14 protein-coding genes and 1 pseudogene are annotated in these 19,685 nt (G+C 65.2%); 7 read left to right on the top strand and 8 right to left on the bottom strand.

Annotated elements, in window-relative coordinates; genetic code table 11:
- The first annotated feature begins 13 nt into the window (after positions 1-13).
- The 6 genes and pseudogenes from ACZ9A3_RS14315 to ACZ9A3_RS14290 all read left to right on the top strand — a co-directional run bounded on the left by ACZ9A3_RS14315 (position 14) and on the right by ACZ9A3_RS14290 (position 3,973).
- Positions 14-238 carry an MbtH family protein gene (locus ACZ9A3_RS14315; RefSeq protein ID WP_476252841.1) on the top strand — a complete coding sequence of 75 codons (225 nt, stop codon included), beginning with the start codon at positions 14-16 and terminating at the stop codon, positions 236-238.
- 9 nt (positions 239-247) lie between these two features.
- Entirely contained in the window at positions 248-967 is a 720-nt protein-coding gene (locus tag ACZ9A3_RS14310; RefSeq protein ID WP_045194635.1) for a thioesterase II family protein, read from the top strand.
- 63 nt (positions 968-1,030) lie between these two features.
- The gene (locus ACZ9A3_RS14305; protein WP_045194633.1) at positions 1,031-1,582 is read left to right on the top strand and encodes a hydrolase; all 552 of its coding nucleotides are present in this window, start codon (positions 1,031-1,033) and stop codon (positions 1,580-1,582) included.
- 14 nt (positions 1,583-1,596) lie between these two features.
- Complete coding sequence (locus ACZ9A3_RS14300) at positions 1,597-2,091, top strand: DUF1543 domain-containing protein (protein WP_213604386.1); 495 nt, start codon at positions 1,597-1,599, stop codon at positions 2,089-2,091.
- A 72-nt stretch (positions 2,092-2,163) separates the two neighbouring features.
- Positions 2,164-2,832 (top strand): hypothetical protein, encoded by a 669-nt coding sequence (locus ACZ9A3_RS14295; protein WP_433884808.1) that lies wholly within the window; start codon positions 2,164-2,166, stop codon positions 2,830-2,832.
- A 60-nt stretch (positions 2,833-2,892) separates the two neighbouring features.
- Positions 2,893-3,973 (top strand): annotated as a pseudogene (locus ACZ9A3_RS14290) (DUF1615 domain-containing protein).
- Positions 3,974-4,034: 61 nt separating this feature from the next.
- On the opposite strand, the gene ACZ9A3_RS14285 reads toward ACZ9A3_RS14290, so the two are convergent.
- From ACZ9A3_RS14285 to ACZ9A3_RS14250, 8 genes are read right to left on the bottom strand one after another with little or no spacing between them, the layout of a single operon-like run.
- Positions 4,035-4,955, bottom strand: coding sequence for a metal ABC transporter solute-binding protein, Zn/Mn family (locus tag ACZ9A3_RS14285; RefSeq protein ID WP_476252840.1), 921 nt, complete (start codon positions 4,953-4,955; stop codon positions 4,035-4,037).
- Complete coding sequence (locus ACZ9A3_RS14280; protein WP_045194622.1) at positions 4,952-5,851, bottom strand: metal ABC transporter permease; 900 nt, start codon at positions 5,849-5,851, stop codon at positions 4,952-4,954. The genes ACZ9A3_RS14285 and ACZ9A3_RS14280 overlap by 4 nt, the downstream gene beginning before the upstream one ends.
- A complete protein-coding gene (locus ACZ9A3_RS14275) occupies positions 5,851-6,600 on the bottom strand; it encodes a metal ABC transporter ATP-binding protein (protein ID WP_045194621.1) in 750 nt (249 codons plus the stop codon). The genes ACZ9A3_RS14280 and ACZ9A3_RS14275 overlap by 1 nt, the downstream gene beginning before the upstream one ends.
- Positions 6,597-7,514, bottom strand: coding sequence for a metal ABC transporter substrate-binding protein (locus ACZ9A3_RS14270; RefSeq protein ID WP_045194619.1), 918 nt, complete (start codon positions 7,512-7,514; stop codon positions 6,597-6,599). The genes ACZ9A3_RS14275 and ACZ9A3_RS14270 overlap by 4 nt, the downstream gene beginning before the upstream one ends.
- A 14-nt stretch (positions 7,515-7,528) precedes the next feature.
- On the bottom strand, positions 7,529-8,098 hold the full coding sequence (locus ACZ9A3_RS14265; RefSeq protein WP_476252839.1) for a DUF6162 family protein: 570 nt from the start codon (positions 8,096-8,098) through the stop codon (positions 7,529-7,531).
- Entirely contained in the window at positions 8,095-8,412 is a 318-nt protein-coding gene (locus ACZ9A3_RS14260; RefSeq protein ID WP_184959411.1) for a hypothetical protein, read from the bottom strand. Before ACZ9A3_RS14260 ends, ACZ9A3_RS14265 begins: the two co-directional genes overlap by 4 nt.
- Positions 8,409-8,945: a thiamine pyrophosphate-binding protein gene (locus tag ACZ9A3_RS14255; protein WP_213603814.1), complete on the bottom strand. Its 537-nt coding sequence runs from the start codon at positions 8,943-8,945 to the stop codon at positions 8,409-8,411. The genes ACZ9A3_RS14260 and ACZ9A3_RS14255 overlap by 4 nt, the downstream gene beginning before the upstream one ends.
- On the bottom strand, positions 8,942-10,144 hold the full coding sequence (locus ACZ9A3_RS14250; protein WP_045194614.1) for a PepSY-associated TM helix domain-containing protein: 1,203 nt from the start codon (positions 10,142-10,144) through the stop codon (positions 8,942-8,944). Before ACZ9A3_RS14250 ends, ACZ9A3_RS14255 begins: the two co-directional genes overlap by 4 nt.
- A 225-nt stretch (positions 10,145-10,369) precedes the next feature.
- Between ACZ9A3_RS14250 and ACZ9A3_RS14245 the strand changes: the two genes are divergently transcribed.
- Positions 10,370-19,636 (top strand): amino acid adenylation domain-containing protein, encoded by a 9,267-nt coding sequence (locus ACZ9A3_RS14245; protein WP_476252838.1) that lies wholly within the window; start codon positions 10,370-10,372, stop codon positions 19,634-19,636.
- Positions 19,637-19,685 lie beyond the last annotated feature (49 nt).

Raw genomic sequence — 19,685 nt, 5'->3', positions numbered from 1 at the left:
GAGGAGACAGGCAATGACATCGGTATTCGACCGCGAAGACATCGTGTTCCAGGTGGTGGTCAACCACGAAGAGCAGTATTCGATCTGGCCCGACTACAAGGCGATCCCGGCGGGCTGGCGGACTGTGGGCAAAAGCGGCCAGAAAAAAGAATGCCTGGCCTACATCGACGAAGTCTGGACCGATATGCGTCCTTTGAGCCTGCGCCAGAAGATGGCCGAAACCGCTGCGGCGCAGTAAGGGGCGGCCGTGTCTGCATTGACCCTGCTGTGCCTGCCGTATTCCGGCGCCAGTGCCATGGTCTACAGCCGCTGGCGGCGCAAGCTGCCGGCCTGGTTGCAGGTGCGCCCGGTGGAACTGCCCGGGCGCGGCGCGCGCCTGGGCGAACCGCTGTTGACCGACATGCAGGTGCTGGCCCGCCAGCTGGCCAGCGAGCAACGGCTGGCGGCCAGCCAGCCGTATGCCTTGCTCGGCCACAGCCTGGGCGCCTTGCTGGCCTTCGAGCTGGCCCACGAGCTGCAGGCGCTGGGCTGTCCGCCGCCGGTGGCGCTGTTCGCCTGCGGCACGGCCGCGCCCACCCGGCGTGAAGACTACGACGGCGGCAAGTGGCGCGAGCCCAAGAGCGATGAAGTATTGATCGACGAGTTGCGCACCTTGCAAGGCACGCCGGAAGAGGTGCTGGCCAATCAGGAGCTGATGAGCCTGACCCTGCCGGTGCTGCGCGCCGATTTCCTCTTGTGCGGACGCTACGTATATCGCCAGCGCCCGCCGCTGCGTTGCCCCGTGCATGTGCTCGGCGGGGAAGACGACAAGGCCAGCGAAGAGCAACTGCTGGCCTGGCGCCAGGAGAGTGTCGGCGACTTCTCGCTGGAGATTTTCCCCGGTGGCCACTTCTTCATTCACGAGCATGAAGCGCGCGTGCTCGGCGTGCTCAGCGCTGCCCTGGAGCCCCATCGGCTGTCGGCTTGAGCATTGACGCAGCGCGGTCTGATGGGCGAGCCTTGGGCTTTACCCGCAACCCAGGGGCAGAGGATGTTGATCAAGCCGAATCAGGCCAGCTTGCTGGTCATCGATGTTCAGGAAAAACTCATTGGCGCGGTCAGCGACCCGGCCGGCACCCTCGCACGCACCCGCTGGCTGTTGGCGGCGACCGCTACCCTGGGCCTGCCGACGGTGTTTTCCGAACAGTATCCCAAGGGCCTGGGGCCGACCGTGGCGCAGCTCAAGGAGGCTTCGCCCGGCGCTGCGGTGGTCGAGAAACTGCACTTTTCCTGCGTGGCTGCCGAGTGCCTGCCGGCAGCGCTGCTGGCCCGCGAGCAGGTGATCGTCTGCGGCATGGAAACCCATATCTGCGTCTTGCAAAGCGTGCTCGGCCTGCTTGAGCTGGGTAAGCAGGTGTTCGTGGTCGAGGATGCCTGCGACTGTCGCGGTGCCCACAACCGTGACGCCGGCATTGCCCGCATGCGCGCCGCCGGGGCGCAGATCGTCACCCGCGAGATGGTGGTGTTCGAATTGATGGGCAGTTCGGCCCATGAACAGTTTCGCCACATCAGCAAGACCTACATGGTGGGCGAACAGCCGTGAGCGCTACACCTTCGATGCTGTATGTGGTGATGCTCGGCGGCAAGCACCCGCGGGCCAGGATCGAGGTGCACGATGTGGCCTTTGTCGTCGGGCCGTCGCTGGCGGCCTGTTACCCGCAGTTGCGCGAGCAGTGGTTCGGCAGCGCCAAGGGCCTGCATATCGACTCCTGGCTTGAGGTCGACGGGGTAGAGGGCTTCAAGCTGGGCTGGTCGGACCTGCAACCGGCGCCGGGCGAGCCGCGCCTGTACTTCATCAACCTTGGCGGTTACGAGCCGGGCTGCTTTGGCGAGGCGCATCGCTACCTGCTGGTGGTCGCCAGCAACAAAGAGCAAGCCAAGGCCAAGGGCAAGCAGCAGATGGCCCGGCACTGGAGCAAACCGCACACTGACGCGCTGCTGGATGTCGACGACTGCGTGGCGGTCGACCAGGTCGGCGGGCGCTATGTGACGCTGCAGCCGGGGCCGCACGCAGCCTTGGCCCAGTACAGCGACTACCTCATCCTGTCCTGAGCCGCAGGTGGTGGTGTTGCGCGCTGCTGTGCATTACAGTGCGCGCCACTTCATTACTTACAGGATGTTCAGATGAAACCGCGTGCATTGCTGACTATCGGCTCGACCCTGGCCCTGGCCTGCCTGCCCTTGTTTGCCCAGGCCCAGGCCACCGTTGCCCAGGTCTTCAATGGTGAAATGCTCGGCACCAACCTCAAGTACTTCGAGTCGGTCGCAGGCATTGCCCGCACCAGCTTCGGTGACAAGCACACCTATAAGGTACAGGGCTGCGAAATTACTGCCGACGCCGCCGGCGGCAGCATCAACGACCTGCGCCTGCAGCTGTCGCCGACCTGCAAGGCCGACCTCAGCTCGTTCATCGGCAGCTTCGCGCCAGCGGCCAACCAGCCGCTGACCATCGCCGCCCTGCATGAATCCACCGGTGGCCCGCTGGAGTTCTACGCCGACTGCCTGGAGATGTGTGGCAACGCCGCCGACCCATCGGTGTATGCCTTGTGGGAAGGGCCGCATGCGGTCGGCTTCACCCAGGTCCTGGCCGAGGTCATGCTCACCGACGACGCAGCCATCGCCGCCTCGAGCAAATGGGCAGACGAGATGAAGAAGCACAAGGGCGAAGACTTCGTCATGGAAAACCAATACAACTGCGAGCGCAGCTTCGATCCGGCTGCCCTGCAGAGCTTCAAGCCGGTGGCGATCACGGCGGTGACCATCGGCACGCAACTGAGCAAACCAGGCTGCTGATTGCAGTCGTGCCCGCGCGCCGCTACTGTGCAGCTATTGCCCGATGCGGCGGGAGGGCTTATGCAGGTAACCGGTTGGCTGGTTGTGATCAGCGCGCTGCTGGCGCTTCAGGGTTGCGTCACCCAGGGTGAAGCCCCTGAGCAGGACCCGGCCAAGGTGCGCGCGCAGATCGTGCGCCTGCTGCCGGCCAGCGCCAACGACCGTGAAGGTTGGGCGCGGGATATCCAGGGCGCCTTCGCCGCGCAGCAGCTCAGCGCCAGCAAGAGCAACCTGTGCGCGGTACTGGCGGTCACCGAGCAGGAATCAACCTTCCAGGCCGACCCGAAAGTACCGGGCCTGGGTCGCATCGCCCGGCAAGAGATCGACCGCCGCGCCGCCAGCCTGCACATTCCCAAACTGCTGATCGACGCCACCCTGCAGACCCGCTCGGCAAGTGGCAAAACCTACGGCCAGCGCCTTGATGCGGTGCGCAGCGAAAAACAGCTCAGTGACCTGTTTGACGAACTGATCGGCGCCTTGCCCATGGGCAAGACCCTGCTCGGTGGTTTGAACCCGGTGCGTACCGGCGGGCCGATGCAGGTCAGCATCGACTTTGCCGAGCAGCATGCCAAGGGTTATCCCTACACCTATGCCGGAACCATTCGCCAGGAGGTCTTCAGCCGCCCGTGGCGGCATGTATTTCGGCATCGCCCACCTGCTCGGTTACCCCACCCACTATGACCGTCAGCTGTACCGCTTCGGCGACTTCAATGCCGGTTGGTACGCCAGCCGCAATGCGGCGTTCCAGAGTGCTCTGAGCCGCGCTACCGGGGTGAAGCTGGCGCTCGACGGCGACCTGATCGCGCCGGGGGCGATCATGCCCGGCAGCACCGAGCAGGCGGCCAGGCGCCTGGGGCAGAAGCTGGACTTGCGCAATGTCAGCATCCGCAACCAGCTGGAGAAGGGCGATAGCCTGGAATTCGAAGACACCCGCCTGTACAAGGGCGTGTATGCCCTGGCCGACGGTGCGGCGGGCAAGGCGGTGGCGCGGGCGCAGCTACCGGGGATCGAACTGAAAAGCCCGAAGATCACCCGCAAACTGACCACGGCGTGGTTTGCCAAGCGCGTTGATGAGCGTTATCAGCGCTGTATGAAACGTTGAGCATCGCGGGTCAAGTCGGGTCGCCGCACCGCCGCTCCCACAGGGACCTGCGATGAGGCCCTCAGCTATTGCCGGCGACCAACGCCCCCACCACCTGCTCGACACTGGCCTTCAACCCCGCCAGTGAATCCTGGGCATCGGTCTCCACCACCAGCAGCTTGGCCCCGGAGGCTGCTATCACCTCGGCGACTTCCTTGCTCGGCTGCTTGTGATGCAGCACCAGCGCCACCTCCTGGTTCTTGAGCTCATCGCCCAGGCGCTTGAGCGCCGCCGCATCCCACTGGTCATCGGCCACCTGCGGGTGGTCGATCAGGTCCAGGTTCAATCCGCTGACCAGGTAATCCAGGCGATCCGACAGGTTCACCACGCTGAGGTTGTCCGCTTCGGCCAGGCGCGCTTCGCTGCCGGCACTGAGCTCGAGCAACTGGCGTTTGAGCGCCGCCAGGTTGCTCTGGATTTTCGGTTGGTCGGCCGGGCTCAAGCGCCCCAGGTCGTTGGCCAGCACATCGGCCATGCGCCCGAGGTTGCTCGGGTTCAGCCACGGGTAGCCGGCAAAGGCATTGTTGCCCTGCACGGCGATGCCCGGCAGGGCGCCATCGACCGGGCGCGCGGCGTCGATCTCGACGATGCGGATATTGCTGCGCCGCGCCACCGGGTACAACGGGTCGTCGCTCCAGATCGAGCGCAGGCCGATCACCGCATCGGCGCCGCCAGCAGCCTTTTGCAGGCTGGCACCACCGCGGCCGCTGAAGTACGAGGGCTGGCGCGAGGCCGGAATATTCGCCGGCGCTGCCCGTTGCAGTTTTACCGAGGTGCCGTCGAGCAGGGCGTTGGCCAGGGTGTTGGTCACCGGCAGCGAGGCCAGGACGGTCACCCCGGCCGCTTGTTGTTTGGCCGCCGCCGGGGCGTTCTGGGCCAGGCTCAGGGTCGGCAGGCCGGCCAGGGCCAGGGCCAGGCACAGGTGCTGGAGTTTGAAGGTCATGCCGGGTTTCCTTGCAGGCGTGGAACAAGGCCGCGGGCGAGGGCGGCGAGGGCGAAGCAGCAGCCGGCGACGAGGATGATCGCCGCACCCGAAGGCACCGGCAGGTCGAAGACGATCGGCAGCAGGATGCCTACCAAAGTGCTCAGGGTGGCGATCAGCACCGAAGCCCAGAAAAAGCCCTTGAGCGACTGGCTGATCAAGCGCGCCGCCGCTGCCGGAATCACCAGCAAGGCGCCGACCAGAATTGCACCGATGACTTTCACCGCCGCCACCGTGACCAGGGTCACCAGCACCACGAACAGGTAGTCCAGGCTCTTCACCGCAACGCCGCGCACCGCCGCCAGTTGCGGGTTGAAGCTGGCCAGCATGATGCGGTTGTACAGCGGCAAGGCCAGGGCCAGCACCAGGCTGCCGACGATGCCGAGCACCAGCAGGTCCTGGCCGCTGACGGTCAGCACCGAGCCGAACAGCACGTTCTCGAGGATGTGCACGTTGATTTTGCCGGCCAGCATCAGCAGCAGGCTGGCGCCCAGGGCCAAGGATACCGAGAGGAACACGCCGATCAGGGTGTCGGGCGAGAGCCCGGTGCGGTTGCGCAGAAAGTTCAGCAGGATGCCGAACAGCAGGCAGTAGCCAAACAGGCTGCCATAGGGACCGGTGTAGGGTTCGCCAAGCAGGATGCCGATGGCAACGCCGGTCAGCGCCGCGTGGCCGACCGCTTCGGAGAAGAAGGCAAAGCGCTTGACCACCACCAGGGTGCCAAGGCCGCCGAGCACCGGGCCGATCATCAGGCCGGCGAGCAGGGCATTGACCACAAAGCCGTAGGCCAGGGCCTCGGGCAGGTAACCGGCAGTGGCCCAGCCCTGGATCAGCAGGCGAAATTCTTCGTAGTTCATCAGGCAGTGCTCTCGCTGCGCGGGTGGATGGAGAACAGGCTGAGCAGGCGGTCCGGGGTCAGTGCCTGTTTCGGTGGCGCATCGAACAGCACCCGGCGACTCAGGCCGGTAACGCGGTCGGCCAGGCGTGCCACGGCTTCCAGGTCGTGTTCGATCCACAGCACCGTGGTGCCGGCAGCGCGCCACTCGTGCAGCAGGCGCTCGAACACCTGGATACCGGCCTCGTCCAGCGCCGACATCGGCTCATCGAGCACCAGCAATTGCGGCGCCGGGATCAACCCCTGGGCCAGCAGCACGCGCTGGCGCTCGCCCCCGGAGAGGGCGCCCATGCGCCGCTTGCGCTTGTCGAGCATGCCCACCCGCTGCAGCGCCGCGTCGATGGCCGGCGCCACCTTGGCTGACAGGCCGAGAAAGGCCGGGCGGCGCTGGCACATGGCGGCCATGAAGTCGTCCACGGTCATTGGCAGGCCACGGTCGAATTCCAGGGCCTGGGGTACGTAGCCGATGATCTGCTGGTCGCCCGGCCAGGTCAGGGTCAACTGGCCCTGGTGCGGCATCTGCCCGAGCAGGGTCTTGATCAGCGAGCTCTTGCCGCCGCCATTGGGCCCGACCAGCGCATGCACGCTGCCGGCGGCAACGTTGAAGCTGACCTTGTCGAGGATGCGCGTGCGGCCCAGGGTCAGGTCGACCTCGGCGAAGGCAATGTCCGGCCCGCAGGCGCGGTTGAGCAGCGGCTGGGCCACGGTCATGCCTGGGACTCCTTGATCGCCCGCACCACGGTGTCGAGGTTGCGCTTCATCTCGACTTCGTACTTCTCCTTGCTGTATTCGCCGTAGGAGATGTGCGTCAGCGGGTAGATCTTCACCCCTGACTCACGCTGGATGGTTTCGACATAGGCCGAAGGGAAGTCCATCTCCGAGAAGATCACCTTCACATCCAGGGCCTTGAGCTGGTCGATGGTCTTTTTCAGCTGGCTCGGGCTGGGTTCGATGCCATGGGCCGGTTCCACCACGGCGGTGACCTCCAGGCCGAACTCGCGCACCAGGTAATCGTAGGCGGCGTGGATGGTCGCCACGCGAAATTCGGCGCCCGGCGCTTCGGTGACCTGGGCCAGGGCTTCGGCGCGCAGTTTGCGCAGGCGCTTGGCGTAGGCGCGGGCGTTCTGGCTGTAGTACTTGGCGTTGTCCGGGTCGAGCTTGCCCAGTTCGCGGGCGATGTTGTTGACCTGGGCGATGCTGGCGCTGATCGACAGGAAGGTATGCGGGTTGACCACCTTGCCGGCGCCGCGCGCGGCCACGCCGGTGGCGGCCAGCAGCGGTACGTTGCTGTTCGATTCGATGGTGGCGATGGCGGGTTTTTCGCTGGCGGCGATCATCCGGTCGGCAAAGTCGTCATGGCCGACGCCGTTGAGCACGATCACGTCCAGGGTACCGATGCGCTTGATGTCCTCGGCCCGTGGCTCGTAGGCATGGGGGTTGAAGCCGGCCGGAATCAGCGGCACCACCTCGGCCTTGTCACCGACGATATTGCTTACATAGCTGTAGTACGGGTGCAGGGTGATGCCGATGCGCAGCGGCTTGCCGTTATCGGCCACGGCCAGGGCGGGCAGGGCGCAGGCGAGGAACACACTTAGAAGGCGACGGGCGAGGGTGGCGCGAAACATGGGGCGTCCTTGTGTCAGTGACGATGCTGGCGGGTGACGCCGGCGTCGTAGTGGGCGGCGATCTGTTGCCAGCCGGCGGCGATCAGCGCGGCTTGGCTGAAGTCGGCAGGGGCGCTGGCGGAAGGACTGCGCTGCAGCCAGACATCAGCGACACCATCGTGGGCCTCGGGCACCAGCAAGAGGAAGCTGCCGGCCACCGTGCTGGCCTGGCTCAGGCCCAGGTAGGCGCGTTCCTGCAGCAGTTGCCAGTGGTGCTGGCCGCGGCTGGCGGCGCTGGCATCGGCGACGAAGGGCGGGAAGCCTTCGTCGGCCAGGTCTTCGACGGCCAGCAACTGTGGGGCTTCTTCGCGGCGTGCCTGGATCTCGTCGAAGGCCACCCGCAGGTCGGCATACACGCCTTGCTCTGCGGCCGTCAGGTCGCGGCGGGCATCCAGTTGGTGGGCCTCGATGCTGACCTCGTCATGCCGTTCGCCGCGCAGGGCGACGATGCCGGCGGCCACCGCCAGGATCAACAAACTGACCAGCAGCACGTACAGGGTTTCATGCCCGGCACCGGCCGGGCGCACCACCTGCACGCGGCTCATTGCTCGATATCTGCGTAGTCGATTTCCACCACGTGGCCGGGGCCTGCGTCGAACAGCACATAGAACTCGCCTTCAGGGCGCTTGAAGGTCAGCTTGGAGTTTTCCCCCAGCTTGCCCGGCACCAGGATCTCTTCGTTGTAGCCGATCACGTCGAGGGTTACCCCGGGCGCGCCGCTACCGTCGGAAAAGCCGCCGGTGCATTCGATTTGCCCGCCATCGATCGGCTTGCATTCGCACATCGGGTTGTGGGCCATGGCCTGGCCGCTTGCGCCAAGCAGCAGCAACGGCAGCAGCAGTTTGCGCAACGTCATCATTTGCCTCCTTGTTTGTTCAGCCAGGCGACGGTGGCCGGCGAGGCCTTGCTCAGCGGCACGGCAGCCTGCTGCATGCTGCCGTCCCAGCCTTCGAGGGTGATCCAGATTTCGGCATCGGCGCGGGTCTTGGCCGGCACTGGCAGGCTGGTGCTCATGCGGTACGGGGTGCCGAAGAAAATCGTCCCGGCGGCGCGCAGGCTGCGCGGCTTGCCGATGCGCAGGTAAGCCGCCTTGACCTCGGGAATGCAGGCCTGGCACAGAGCAATGTTGAAGGCCTTGAAGTGACCGGCAGGGCCATCGGCGCGCGGTGCTTCATCGCGCAGTTCGGCCAGCTGCACGCTCCACGGCCCGACCTTGATCTCGCCCAGCTCGCGCTCGCCCAGACCGCTGTCACCGCGAAACAGCGCGGCATCGGCAAAGTACTTGGGCATGAAGCCGAGCGGGATCAGCAACAGCAGGATGTTCAGATGAAAGCGCCACTTGTGCCAGAAGCGGCTCAACGGGCTTTGCGGCGCAACTGCTGCCTTGCTCATAGGCTGGCCTCCGTGGCGGTGTCGGTAGCGCTGGCGGTTTGCTTACGCGGCCTTTGCTCGCGCTTGAGGGCGGCAGCGGTGGCCTGGGCGGTGCGCTTGGTCCAGATCAGCAGGCCGCTCAAGACCATCATCGACAGCACCAGGCCGAAGAATGCCCAGATCAGCTTGATCGCCAGGCCGCCGAAGTCACCGGTGTGCAGCGGGCGCATGGATTCGGTGACGAACTCCAGGGTCGAGCGGTCGTTGATCAGGAACTGCGCCTCGATCTTGCTGTTGTACGGGTTGACGTTGACGGTCTGGAACATCAGCGGGTACCAGCCGCGCCCGCCCAGGTAGACGTGGGCGTAGGCGTTGCCGGGCAGCGACACGAAGCTCACATCAAGGCCGGGGATCTGCTCTTTGGCGATGCGCGTGGCGTCATCCAGGCTGATGCGCGGTGCCGGTGCGCCGGATTCGGTGCGCGGCACGTCTTCGCGGGCAATCACCGGCACCACCGGTTCGGTGGAAATGGTGATGTGGTTGTCACCGAGGATCGCCTGGATCAGGAACCAGGTGCCGGTGATGGAAATCACCGCAATGAACCAGATCGACCAGATGCCGCTGAGGCGGTGGAAGTCGCCCCAGAAGATCCGCGCGCCATGGTTAAAACGCAACGTCGGCTTAAAGAATCCCTTCCAGAAGCGTTTATAGACCACCAGCCCGGTAACCAGCGAGGCCAGCATCGGCAGGCCGAGCAGCGACACCAGATACCAACCCCAGCTGTAGCCATTGGTGAACGGCACCAGCCACCAGCCGTGCAGGGCACGGGTGAAGCCCTCGAAGTTGAACGCCGGGCTCTTGCCCTGGATCGCCCCGGTATAGGGGTTGACGTACAGGGTCGGGGCGCTGCCGTCGGGGAAGGTGACCGCCGCGGTCAGGGCAAAGTGCGAACCGTCCGGCTGGCTGATAAAGCGCACGGCCATGTCCGGCTCGGCCTTGTGCAGGGCATCGAGCACCTGCTGGAAGCTCAGCCGCTCGGCGTCGCCGTCAGGCTTGCTGGCGCGCACATCAGGGTTGGCCAGCCAGACGATCTCCTGGCTGACCACCGCCAGGGTGCCGGTGACGCAGACGATCAGGACGAAAAACCAGATCGGCAGGGCGAGCCAGCTATGGACCAGGAACCACAGCCTGGATTTGGACTTTTTCGCTTTCTGGGACATTGCAGGTGTCTTTTCAGAGAAATTGAGGTCGAGCCAATGCTCAGCCTTGGGACTGCAATAGATAAGACGAACGAGAATCGTAAAACCCGCAGGGTTAGTTGAAAGCAAATGTTTCAAAGCTCCTGGGTCATCAGCCCGATGCGCTTAATTTTCATTCGCGGTCATCCGTTTTTCTTGAATTACCGGGCCTGCAGGCTCGTTGTTCCCCTGGATGGATGAAAGCCGATGAATGCCGAAGATGCCCGCAAGCTTGCCCGCCGATTCATAGAGTTGCCGTTGGAAAAGCGCCGCATCTTTCTTCAGGGGCTGGCCCGCGAAGGGGTCGACTTTGCCCAGTTCCCGATCCCGGCCCAGGTGCCGGTGGCCGGGCAGGGCGGCTTGTCCTATGCCCAGCAGCGCATGTGGCTGTTGTGGCAACTGGAGCCTGGCAGCGCGGCCTACAACCTGCCCAGCGCCGTGCGCCTGCAGGGCAACCTGGATGTCGAGGCGCTGGAACAGGCGTTTGCCAGCCTGGTACAGCGCCACGAAACCCTGCGCAGCGTGTTTGTTCAGCAAGCCGATGAACGCCTGGCGCTGATGCCGGCTGCGCAATGGCCGCAGGTCGAGCACCTGGACCTCGGTGTGCTGGATGCCGCCGAACGTGAACAGCGCGTGCGGACCCTGGCCGAGCAACAGTCGCTGCAGCCCTTCGACCTGGCCCGGGGGCCGTTGCTGCGGGTGCTGCTGCTCAAGCTCAAGGCCGATGAGCACGTGCTGTTGATGACTTTGCACCATATCGTTTCCGACGGTTGGTCGATGAACGTCCTGATTGAAGAGTTCAGCCAGTTGTACGCCGCGCACCTGGGCAAGCAGGTGCCGGCCCTGGCCGCGCTACCCATCCAGTACAGCGATTACGCCCTGTGGCAGCGCTGCTGGCTGGAAGCGGGCGAGAAGCAGCGTCAGCTCGACTACTGGCGCGCGCAGTTGGGCGAGGAGCACCCGCCGCTGGAACTGGCGCTGGATCATTCGCGCCCGGCGTTGCCCAGCTATCGCGGTGCACGCCAGCGCTTGAGCCTGGACCCGCAACTGGCCGAGGCCCTGGGCGCGTTTGCCCGCAGCCAGGGCGTGACCCTGTTCATGCTGCTGCTCGGGGCGTTCAACATTCTCCTGTACCGCTACACAGGTCAGCGTGACCTGCGCGTTGGCGTGCCGATTGCCAACCGCAACCGCAGTGAGATCGAAGGCCTGATCGGCTGCTTCGTCAACACCCAGGTACTGCGTACCCGGCTCGACGGGCAGACGACCGTCAGCCAACTGCTGGCGGCGGTCAAGGACACGGTGTTGGGGGCCCAGTCGCACCAGGACCTGCCGTTCGAGCAACTGCTGGAGGCCTTTGCCCTTGAGCGCAGCCTCAGCCACACACCGTTGTTCCAGGTGATGTACAACCATCAGCCGCAGGTCGCCGACGTCACCACGCTGCACCTGGCGGGCGGGCTGCAGATGAGCCAGGTCGACTGGCAAAGCCGCACCACCCAGTTTGACCTGAGCCTGGATACCTTTGAGCAGGGCGGGCGTCTGCAGGCTGTAATCACCTACGCCAGCGACCTGTTCGAGGCGCCAACCATCGAGCGCATGGGCCGGCATTGGCAGAACCTGCTGGGTTCGATGCTGGCCGCACCGCACGCGCCTGTCGAGCAGTTGCGCATGCTTGATGTTCAAGAGTTGCAGCGTATCGTCGTCGACTGGAACGCGACATCCGTTGATTATCCACTGCAGCAACCGCTGCACCGGCTGATCGAAGCCCAGGTCGAGCGCAGCCCCCATGCCACGGCGTTGCTGTTTGCCGATCAAACGCTCAGCTATGCCGAGCTCAACGCCCGCGCCAACCAGCTTGCCCATTGCCTGATCGAAGCCGGCATCGGTGCCGACAGCCTGGTCGGCATTGCTGTCGAGCGTTCGCTGCAGATGGTTGTCGGCCTGCTGGCGATCCTCAAGGCCGGCGCCGCCTACGTGCCGTTCGACCCCGACTACCCGGCCGAGCGGCTGGCCTACATGATCGAGGACAGCGGCGTGCGCCTGGTACTGACCCAGGCGTCGCTGACCGAGCGCTTGCCGCTGCAGGCGGTGCAGGTGATGGTGCTGGACCAGGCCGGTGCCTGGCTGGGTGGCTACGCCACGAGCAACCCGAACATCGTCGTCGACCCGCTGCAGCTGGCCTATGTGATTTACACCTCGGGCTCCACCGGCCGCCCCAAAGGCGCCGGTAACAGCCACGCGGCGCTGGTCAACCGGCTGTGCTGGATGCAACAGGCTTATGGCCTGGAGGCCGGCGACACGGTACTGCAAAAAACCCCGTTCAGCTTTGACGTGTCGGTCTGGGAGTTCTTCTGGCCGCTGCTCAGCGGTGCCCGCCTGGCGGTGGCCGCGCCGGGCGAACACCGCGAGCCTGCGCGGCTGATTGCCACGATCGAGCGTTATCAGGTCACTACCCTGCATTTTGTTCCGTCGATGCTCCAGGCATTTATTCATGAGCCGGGTGTCGAGGGTTGTCGCAGCCTCAAGCGTATCGTCTGCAGTGGCGAGGCGCTGCCGGTGGATGCCCAGCAACAGGTGTTTGCCAAGTTGCCGCAGGCCGGGCTTTACAACCTCTACGGCCCTACCGAAGCGGCCATCGATGTCACCCACTGGAGCTGTGTGGACGAGGGCCGCGACAGCGTGCCGATCGGGGTGCCGATCGCCAACCTGCGTACCCTGGTGCTGGATGCTAGCCTCGCGCCCGTACCGCCCGGTGTTGCGGGTGAGCTGTACCTCGGGGGGCAAGGCCTGGCCCGCGGTTATCACCGCCGCCCGGGGTTGACCGCCGAGCGCTTTGTGGTTGACCCGTTTGGCAGTGGCGAGCGCTTGTACCGCACTGGCGATCGTGTGCGACAGCGGGTCGACGGGGTTATCGAGTACCTGGGGCGCTTTGATCATCAGGTCAAGATCCGCGGCCTGCGCATTGAACTGGGCGAAATCGAGGCGCGCCTGGTTCAGCATGCTCTGGTGCGCGAGGCCGTGGTGCTGGCCCCGGAGGGCAAGCAACTGGTGGCGTACCTGGTGTTTGAAGGTGAGGCGCCGGACGACTGGCAAGCCCGGCTCAAGGCCTGGCTGCTGCAGAGCCTGCCCGAGTTCATGCTGCCCAATCACCTGATGGTCTTGCCGGCGTTGCCGCTGACACCCAACGGCAAGCTCGACCGCAAGGCGTTGCCTGCGCCCCAGGCTGCCCCCAAAGGCGCCTACCAGGCCCCGGGCAGTGAACGTGAACGCGCCCTGGCGCAGATCTGGCAGACCCTGCTGGGGCATGAGCGCATTGGTCTGGATGACAACTTTTTTGAGCTGGGCGGTGACTCGATCATTGCCATCCAGGTGGTCAGCCGCGCGCGCCAGGCCGGCCTGCTGCTGGCGCCGCGCGATCTGTTCCAGTACCAGACGTTGCGCAGCCTGGCGCAGGCGGCGCAAGCCGGTACGGTACGCGAAATCGAGCAGGGGCCGGTGCATGGCGATGTAGCCTTGACCCCGGTGCAACAGGGCTTTTTTGAGCTGTCACTGACGCAACCGGCGCACTGGAACCAGTCATTGCTGCTCAGTGCGCGGCAAACGCTGGCGCCTGCGTTGCTGGAAGCGGCGCTCAAGGCGCTGGTCGATCACCATGATGCCCTGCGCTTGCGCTTTGAGCCGCTGGGCGCGAGCTGGCGCCAGTTTCACCAGGCCCCGCCAGCGGCCCTTGAGCTGTGGCAGCGTCAGGCCGATACGCCGACCCAGCTACTTGAGCTGTGCGAAGCCGCCCAGCGCAGCCTCGATCTGCAGCAGGGGCCGTTGCTGCGGGCCCTGTTGGTGCACATGGGCGATGGCAGTCAACGCCTGTTGCTGGTGGTTCATCACTTGCTGGTCGACGGGGTTTCCTGGCGGATCCTGCTCGAAGACCTGCAGTCGGCCTATACCCGGTTGCAGGCCGGGCAAGCTGTTCAACTGCCCGCCAAGACCAGTGCCTATCAGGCCTGGTCTGTGCAGCTGCAGGATTACCTCGAGCGTGCCGGCGAGCAACTGCCATATTGGCAAGCGCAGCTTGAGCACGCTGTGGACCTGCCCTGTGACAACCGCCAGGGCACGCTGTACAACCGCGACGCGGCAAGCATTGAAATCCGCCTCGATGTGCAGCACACCCGGCAATTGTTGCAGGACGCCGTGGGCGCTTACCGCACCCAGGTCAATGATCTGCTGCTGACCGCCCTGGCGCGGGCGGTGTGTCGCTGGACGGGGCATGACAGTGCGTTGCTGCAGTTGGAGGGCCATGGCCGCGAAGATCTGTTCGAACACCTGGACCTGACCCGTACCGTGGGTTGGTTCACCAGTATTTTCCCGCTTCGGCTGGTACCCGAGGATGATCTTGGGGCTTCGATCAAATCGATCAAGGAGCAGTTGCGGGCGGTGCCTGATCGAGGCCTGGGCTTTGGCGTGCTGCGTTACCTGGGGAGCGCGCAGCAGCGCGCAAGCCTGGGCGGTGATGCGCTTGCACCGCGGATCACCTTCAACTACCTGGGGCGCTTTGACAGTCAGTTCGACGAGCGCGCCTTGCTGTATCCGGCCAGTGAGCCGGGTGGCGCCGGGCAGGCCAGCGATGCGCCATTGGCCAACTGGCTGAGTATCGAGGGGCAAGTCTATGAAGGGCAACTGGGCCTGCGCCTGACGTTCAGTCAAGCCATGTTCCAGGCAAGTACCGTCCAGGCCTTGGCCGATGCCTACCTCGATGAGCTGCAAGGCTTGATCGGGCATTGCTGCCAGCTGCCAGGCGCGCAGGCGACACCATCGGATTTCCCCCTGGCCAGGCTTGGGCAGGCGCAACTCGATCAGCTTGCGCCGCTGCTCGGCCAGGTCGATGAGCTTTACCCGCTGTCGCCCATGCAGCAGGGCATGCTGTTTCATGCCCTGTACAGCAACAACGGCGCCGAGTACGTCAACCAGTTACGGGTTGACGTCGACGGCCTGGAGCCGGAACGCTTTCGCCAGGCGTGGGAGGCGACGGTGCAGGCCCACGATATTCTGCGCAGTGGTTTTATCTGGGACGGCGGCCTGGCACAGCCGCTGCAGTTTGTCTGCAAGCAGGTCCGGCTTGATCTGCGCGAGCATGACTGGCGCGGCGATGCCGGGCTGGCGTCCAGGCTCCAGGGCCTGGCCCTGAGCCGGCGTCAACACGGCTTCGACCTGCAGGTCGCGGGCTTGTTGAACTTCGATCTGGTGCGCACCGGTGAGCAGTGGCATCACTTGATCTACACCCACCACCATATCCTGATGGATGGCTGGAGTAATGCCAGGCTGCTCGGCGAAGTGCTGGCGCGTTACAACGACCAGCCTGGCGCCTTGCCGGCAAGCCGCTACCGCGACTACATCGAGCATTTGCAGGGTCTTGATGGACGGGCAGCCCAGCAGTTCTGGACTGCGCAGCTGCAGGCGCTGGACGAGCCGCTGCACCTGGCGCGCTACCTGCCCGAAGCGGGCCGGGCACAGGCCCAGGGCCTGCGTGCAAGCCTGGTCCAGCGCTTCGACGCGCAGCACACCGCGCAGCTAAGTGCCTTCGCCCGCCAGCAGAAAATCACCCTCAATACCCTGGTGCAGGCGGCCTGGTTGCTGTTGCTGCAGCACTATAGCGGGCGCCGCAGCGTGGTGGTGGGCACCACGGTGGCCGGGCGCAGCCTGCCGCTGCCGGGGATCGAGCAGCAGATTGGCCTGTTCATCAATACCCTGCCGATCATTGCCAGCCCGCGGCCCGAGCAGACCCTGGCGCAGTGGCTGGAGCAGGTGCAGGCGCTCAACCTTGCGGTGCGCGAGCACGAGCAAACCCCGCTGTTCGAAATCCAGCGCTGGGCGGGGCATCAGGCCCATGCGTTGTTCGACCATATTCTGGTGTTCGAGAACTACCCGCTGACCGAGGCGTTGCAACAACAGCAGGGCCCTCGATTTGGTGCGGTGGCGAACCAGGAGCAGACCCACTACGCGTTGTCGGTGGCGGTGAGCGTGGGCGATGAGCTGCAGCTCGATTACGACTATGCCTGCGACGCCTTCGGCGAGCAGGCGCTGCAGGGCCTGGCCGAGCATTTGCGCACTGTGCTCGAGCAATTGCCGCACGCGTTGTCGACGCCGCTGGGCGAACTGCAGATGTTGGCGCAGGCCGAACGCGAGGCGGTGTTGCAGCGGGCTCAACCTGAGCCGCCGGTGGACGTGCCGCCGTTGGCTATCCATGACTGGGTGCGGCAGCAGGCGGCGCGCACGCCGCAGGCCTGTGCCGTCGAGTATGCCGGCCAGCGCCTGAGCTACGAGCAATTGAACAGCGCAGCCAACCAGTTGGCAGTCCGTTTGCGTGAGGCTGGGGTAGGGGCCGAGGTGGTCGTCGCCATTGCTGTCGAGCGAAGCCTGGAGATGATCATTGGCTTGCTGGCGATCCTCAAGGCCGGTGGCGCCTATCTGCCACTGGACCCCGGTTATCCGCAGGCGCGCATCCGCTTCATGCTCGACGACAGCGCCGCGCGCTTGTTGCTCGTTCAACCGGGCCTTGCGCTGGACGTGCCGGCGGGCGTTACCCGCCTGGTGCTCGACAGCGCAGCGTACGCCGGGCCGCCAATCGCCGATGTCAGCACCTGCCTGCACCCGGACAACCTGGCCTACATGATCTACACCTCAGGCTCCACCGGCACCCCGAAAGGCGTGCAGGTGCGGCACGGGGCGCTGGCCAATCACATGCACTGGATGCAGCGCACCCTGCAACTTGAGCCTGCCGACCGGGTTCTGCAAAAGACCGCCCTGAGCTTCGACGCTTCGGTCTGGGAGTGCTGGCTGCCATTGATCTGCGGGGCGCAACTGGTCATTGCCGAGCCGGGCTTGTCAGCCGATATGTCCAGGCTCTGGGCCCGGGTCGAAGCACTGGGCATCACCATTGTCCAGGCGGCGCCCTCGTTGCTGCAGGCGGTGCTGCCGGCGGCGACGGCGCAGAACATGGCCAGCTTGCGCTATCTGATGGCAGGGGGCGAGGCCTTGAGTGCAACCCTGGCCAACCAGCTGTTGCAGCGCTGGCCGGGTACGCTGGTCAACCTCTACGGCCCGACCGAAGCCACCATCGAGGTCACCTTCGCCATGGTCGCCGGGGCGCTGGAACGGGTCATGGTGCCGATCGGGCGGCCGCTCGATAACGTCCGGCTGCTGGTTTTGGGGCCGGCCCTGCAGCCAGTGCCTGCGGGCGTGGTTGGCGAGTTGTGCATTGCCGGCGACGCACTGGCGCGGGGTTACCATGCGCGGCCCGGGTTGACGGCCGAACGCTTTGTGCCGGACCCGTTCGCCGCGCAACCTGGCGGGCGCCTGTACCGCACTGGCGATCTGGGCTGCTACGCGGCAGATGGGCAGATCGAGTATGCCGGGCGCGCCGATCATCAAGTCAAGGTCCGTGGCTTTCGTATCGAAACCGGTGAGATCGAGCGTCATTTGCTGGCCGATGCGCGGGTCCGTGATGCGGTGGTTGTGGCCCAGCAAGAGCAAGGTGTACAGCAGTTGGTGGGCTACCTGGTGGGGGCCGACCGGCAGCTGTTCGAGGACGCGGCGCAGGGCCAGCAACTGTGCAGCGAGTTGCGCCAGTCCCTGGCTTTGAACCTGCCGGCGCACATGCTGCCGACACGCCTGAGCGTCATTGCCCATCTGCCCTTGACCCCGAACGGCAAGCTCGACCGCAGGGCCTTGCTGGCGCTGGCCGACAGCAGCGTCGCCAGCAAGCCTTATCGGCCCGCCAGCACCGCGCTGCAGCAGCAGGTCGCCCAGGTCTGGCAGGAGGTCCTCAAGCTTGAGCGGGTCGGGCTCGACGACCAGTTCTTCGAGCTGGGCGGCCATTCATTGCTGGCGACCCAGGTGATCAGTCGACTGCGCCATGAACTGCAGCTGGACCTGCCTTTGCGCGCGCTGTTCGACAGCCCGTCGCTACAGGCATTCGTCGAGCAGTTACCGGCAACCGGAAGCCGACGCGTGCTGCCGGACTTGCATGGGGTCGATGCTTCGCAGCCGCAGCCGCTGTCTTATGCTCAGCAGCGCTTGTGGTTCCTCTGGCAACTTGAACCGCAAAGTTCGATGTACAACATTCCGCGCGCGCTGGAGTTGCTCGGGCCATTGCAGGTCGAGGCCGTGCGCCTGGCCTTCGAAGCCCTGGTTGCGCGCCACGCGGTGCTGCGCACGACGTTCTTCGAGGATCAGGGCGAAAGCTGGCAGCGGGTCCAGGCGCACTTGCCCGTGCCGTTCGAGAGTGTCGACTTGCAGGCCCTGGACAGCGCCAACCGGCAGGTGGTGCTGGCGCAACAGGTGCAGCAAGAGGCCCTGCGTCCCTTCGACCTGCAGCGTGGGCCGCTGCTGCGGGTGCAGTTGCTGTGCACCGAGCCAGAGCGCCACGTGTTGCTGGTGACGCTGCATCACATCGTCGCCGACCACTGGTCGTTTGCCATTTTGATCCGCGAGTTCAGCGCGCTCTACCAGGCATTTGCCACCGGTGTGGCGCCTGGCTTGAGCGCGCCAGGCCTGCAGTACCTCGATTTTGCGGTGTGGCAGCGTCAATGGCTGGCGGCTGGGGAGCATGACCGGCAGTTGCAGTACTGGCAGCAGCAACTGGGCAGCGAGCATTTCTTCACCACCTTGCCGGCCAGTGGCAGCGGCGCATCCGCCGATCAGCAGCAAGACTGCGAGGTGTACGAGTTTGCCCTTGAGCAGGGCTTGAGCGAGCGCTTGCGTCAGTTTGCCAAGGCACAGGGCCTGACCCTGTACATGCTCCTGCTGGCCGGCTTTGCCCTGGTCGTCAGCCAGCGCTGTGGCGCTGCCCGGGTCCGCCTGGGGACGGATGTCGCCAACCGAAATCACGCCGGCGTTGAAGAAATGGTCGGCTTCTTCGTCAATCAATTGGTACTGCAACTCTCGGTGGATCAACAACAGACGATCGGCAGTTTCCTGGCGTCCTGCCGCACCACGGTCATCGGTGCTTCGGACCATCAGGACCTGCCGTTCGATCGCCTGGTGGAGGCGCTGCGGTTGCCGCGTCGTTCAGGCAAGTCGCCGTTGTTCGCGATCAAATTCATCTACCAGGAACAAGGGGCGCAGCCGGTGGCTATCGATGGGCTGCAGATCAGGCCCTGGGCCGCGGGGCAGGCGGCGGCGGAGCTGGACCTGATCGCCGAGTTCGTCAACTCGTCGACGACCATCGGGGTTGGCTTCAAATGCATTGCCGGGCTGTACGAAAGCAATGACATGGCCTGTCTGTTTGCGCAGACGGCCTTGGTACTCGAACAGATGATTCAGGCGCCAGAGCAACCGCTCCAGGCTCTGCTCGACGCCTCGCGGGCCGTGCAGGAGCAGGCCGGCAAGGATCAGGCGCTAGCGCGCAGAACGCAATTGCTGCAGCAGCACCCGATTCGCCGGCGCTCGCCTCAGCGCGCAGGCAGCAACCAGGTGAATTGAAGCAGCGCCCGGACGGATCTATCGGTTGGCTTTGCCGCCAATGTCGAAT

Source organism: Pseudomonas sp. TE4620 (genome assembly GCF_056279045.1).
The sequence above is the reverse complement of the archived record's forward strand: the minus strand, read 5'-3'. Positions and strand labels throughout refer to the sequence as shown.

Bases quoted from the DNA above. Each gene is read 5' to 3' on its own strand.
- ACZ9A3_RS14315 (WP_476252841.1), top strand. From the start codon at position 14: ATGACATCGGTATTCGACCGCGAAGACATCGTGTTCCAGGTGGTGGTC.
- ACZ9A3_RS14305 (WP_045194633.1), top strand. From the start codon at position 1,031: ATGTTGATCAAGCCGAATCAGGCCAGCTTGCTGGTCATCGATGTTCAG.
- ACZ9A3_RS14300 (WP_213604386.1), top strand. From the start codon at position 1,597: ATGCTGTATGTGGTGATGCTCGGCGGCAAGCACCCGCGGGCCAGGATC.
- ACZ9A3_RS14295 (WP_433884808.1), top strand. From the start codon at position 2,164: ATGAAACCGCGTGCATTGCTGACTATCGGCTCGACCCTGGCCCTGGCC.
- ACZ9A3_RS14285 (WP_476252840.1), bottom strand. From the start codon at position 4,955: ATGACCTTCAAACTCCAGCACCTGTGCCTGGCCCTGGCCCTGGCCGGC.
- ACZ9A3_RS14280 (WP_045194622.1), bottom strand. From the start codon at position 5,851: ATGAACTACGAAGAATTTCGCCTGCTGATCCAGGGCTGGGCCACTGCC.
- ACZ9A3_RS14275 (WP_045194621.1), bottom strand. From the start codon at position 6,600: ATGACCGTGGCCCAGCCGCTGCTCAACCGCGCCTGCGGGCCGGACATT.
- ACZ9A3_RS14270 (WP_045194619.1), bottom strand. From the start codon at position 7,514: ATGTTTCGCGCCACCCTCGCCCGTCGCCTTCTAAGTGTGTTCCTCGCC.
- ACZ9A3_RS14265 (WP_476252839.1), bottom strand. From the start codon at position 8,098: ATGAGCCGCGTGCAGGTGGTGCGCCCGGCCGGTGCCGGGCATGAAACC.
- ACZ9A3_RS14260 (WP_184959411.1), bottom strand. From the start codon at position 8,412: ATGATGACGTTGCGCAAACTGCTGCTGCCGTTGCTGCTGCTTGGCGCA.
- ACZ9A3_RS14255 (WP_213603814.1), bottom strand. From the start codon at position 8,945: ATGAGCAAGGCAGCAGTTGCGCCGCAAAGCCCGTTGAGCCGCTTCTGG.
- ACZ9A3_RS14250 (WP_045194614.1), bottom strand. From the start codon at position 10,144: ATGTCCCAGAAAGCGAAAAAGTCCAAATCCAGGCTGTGGTTCCTGGTC.
- ACZ9A3_RS14245 (WP_476252838.1), top strand. From the start codon at position 10,370: ATGAATGCCGAAGATGCCCGCAAGCTTGCCCGCCGATTCATAGAGTTG.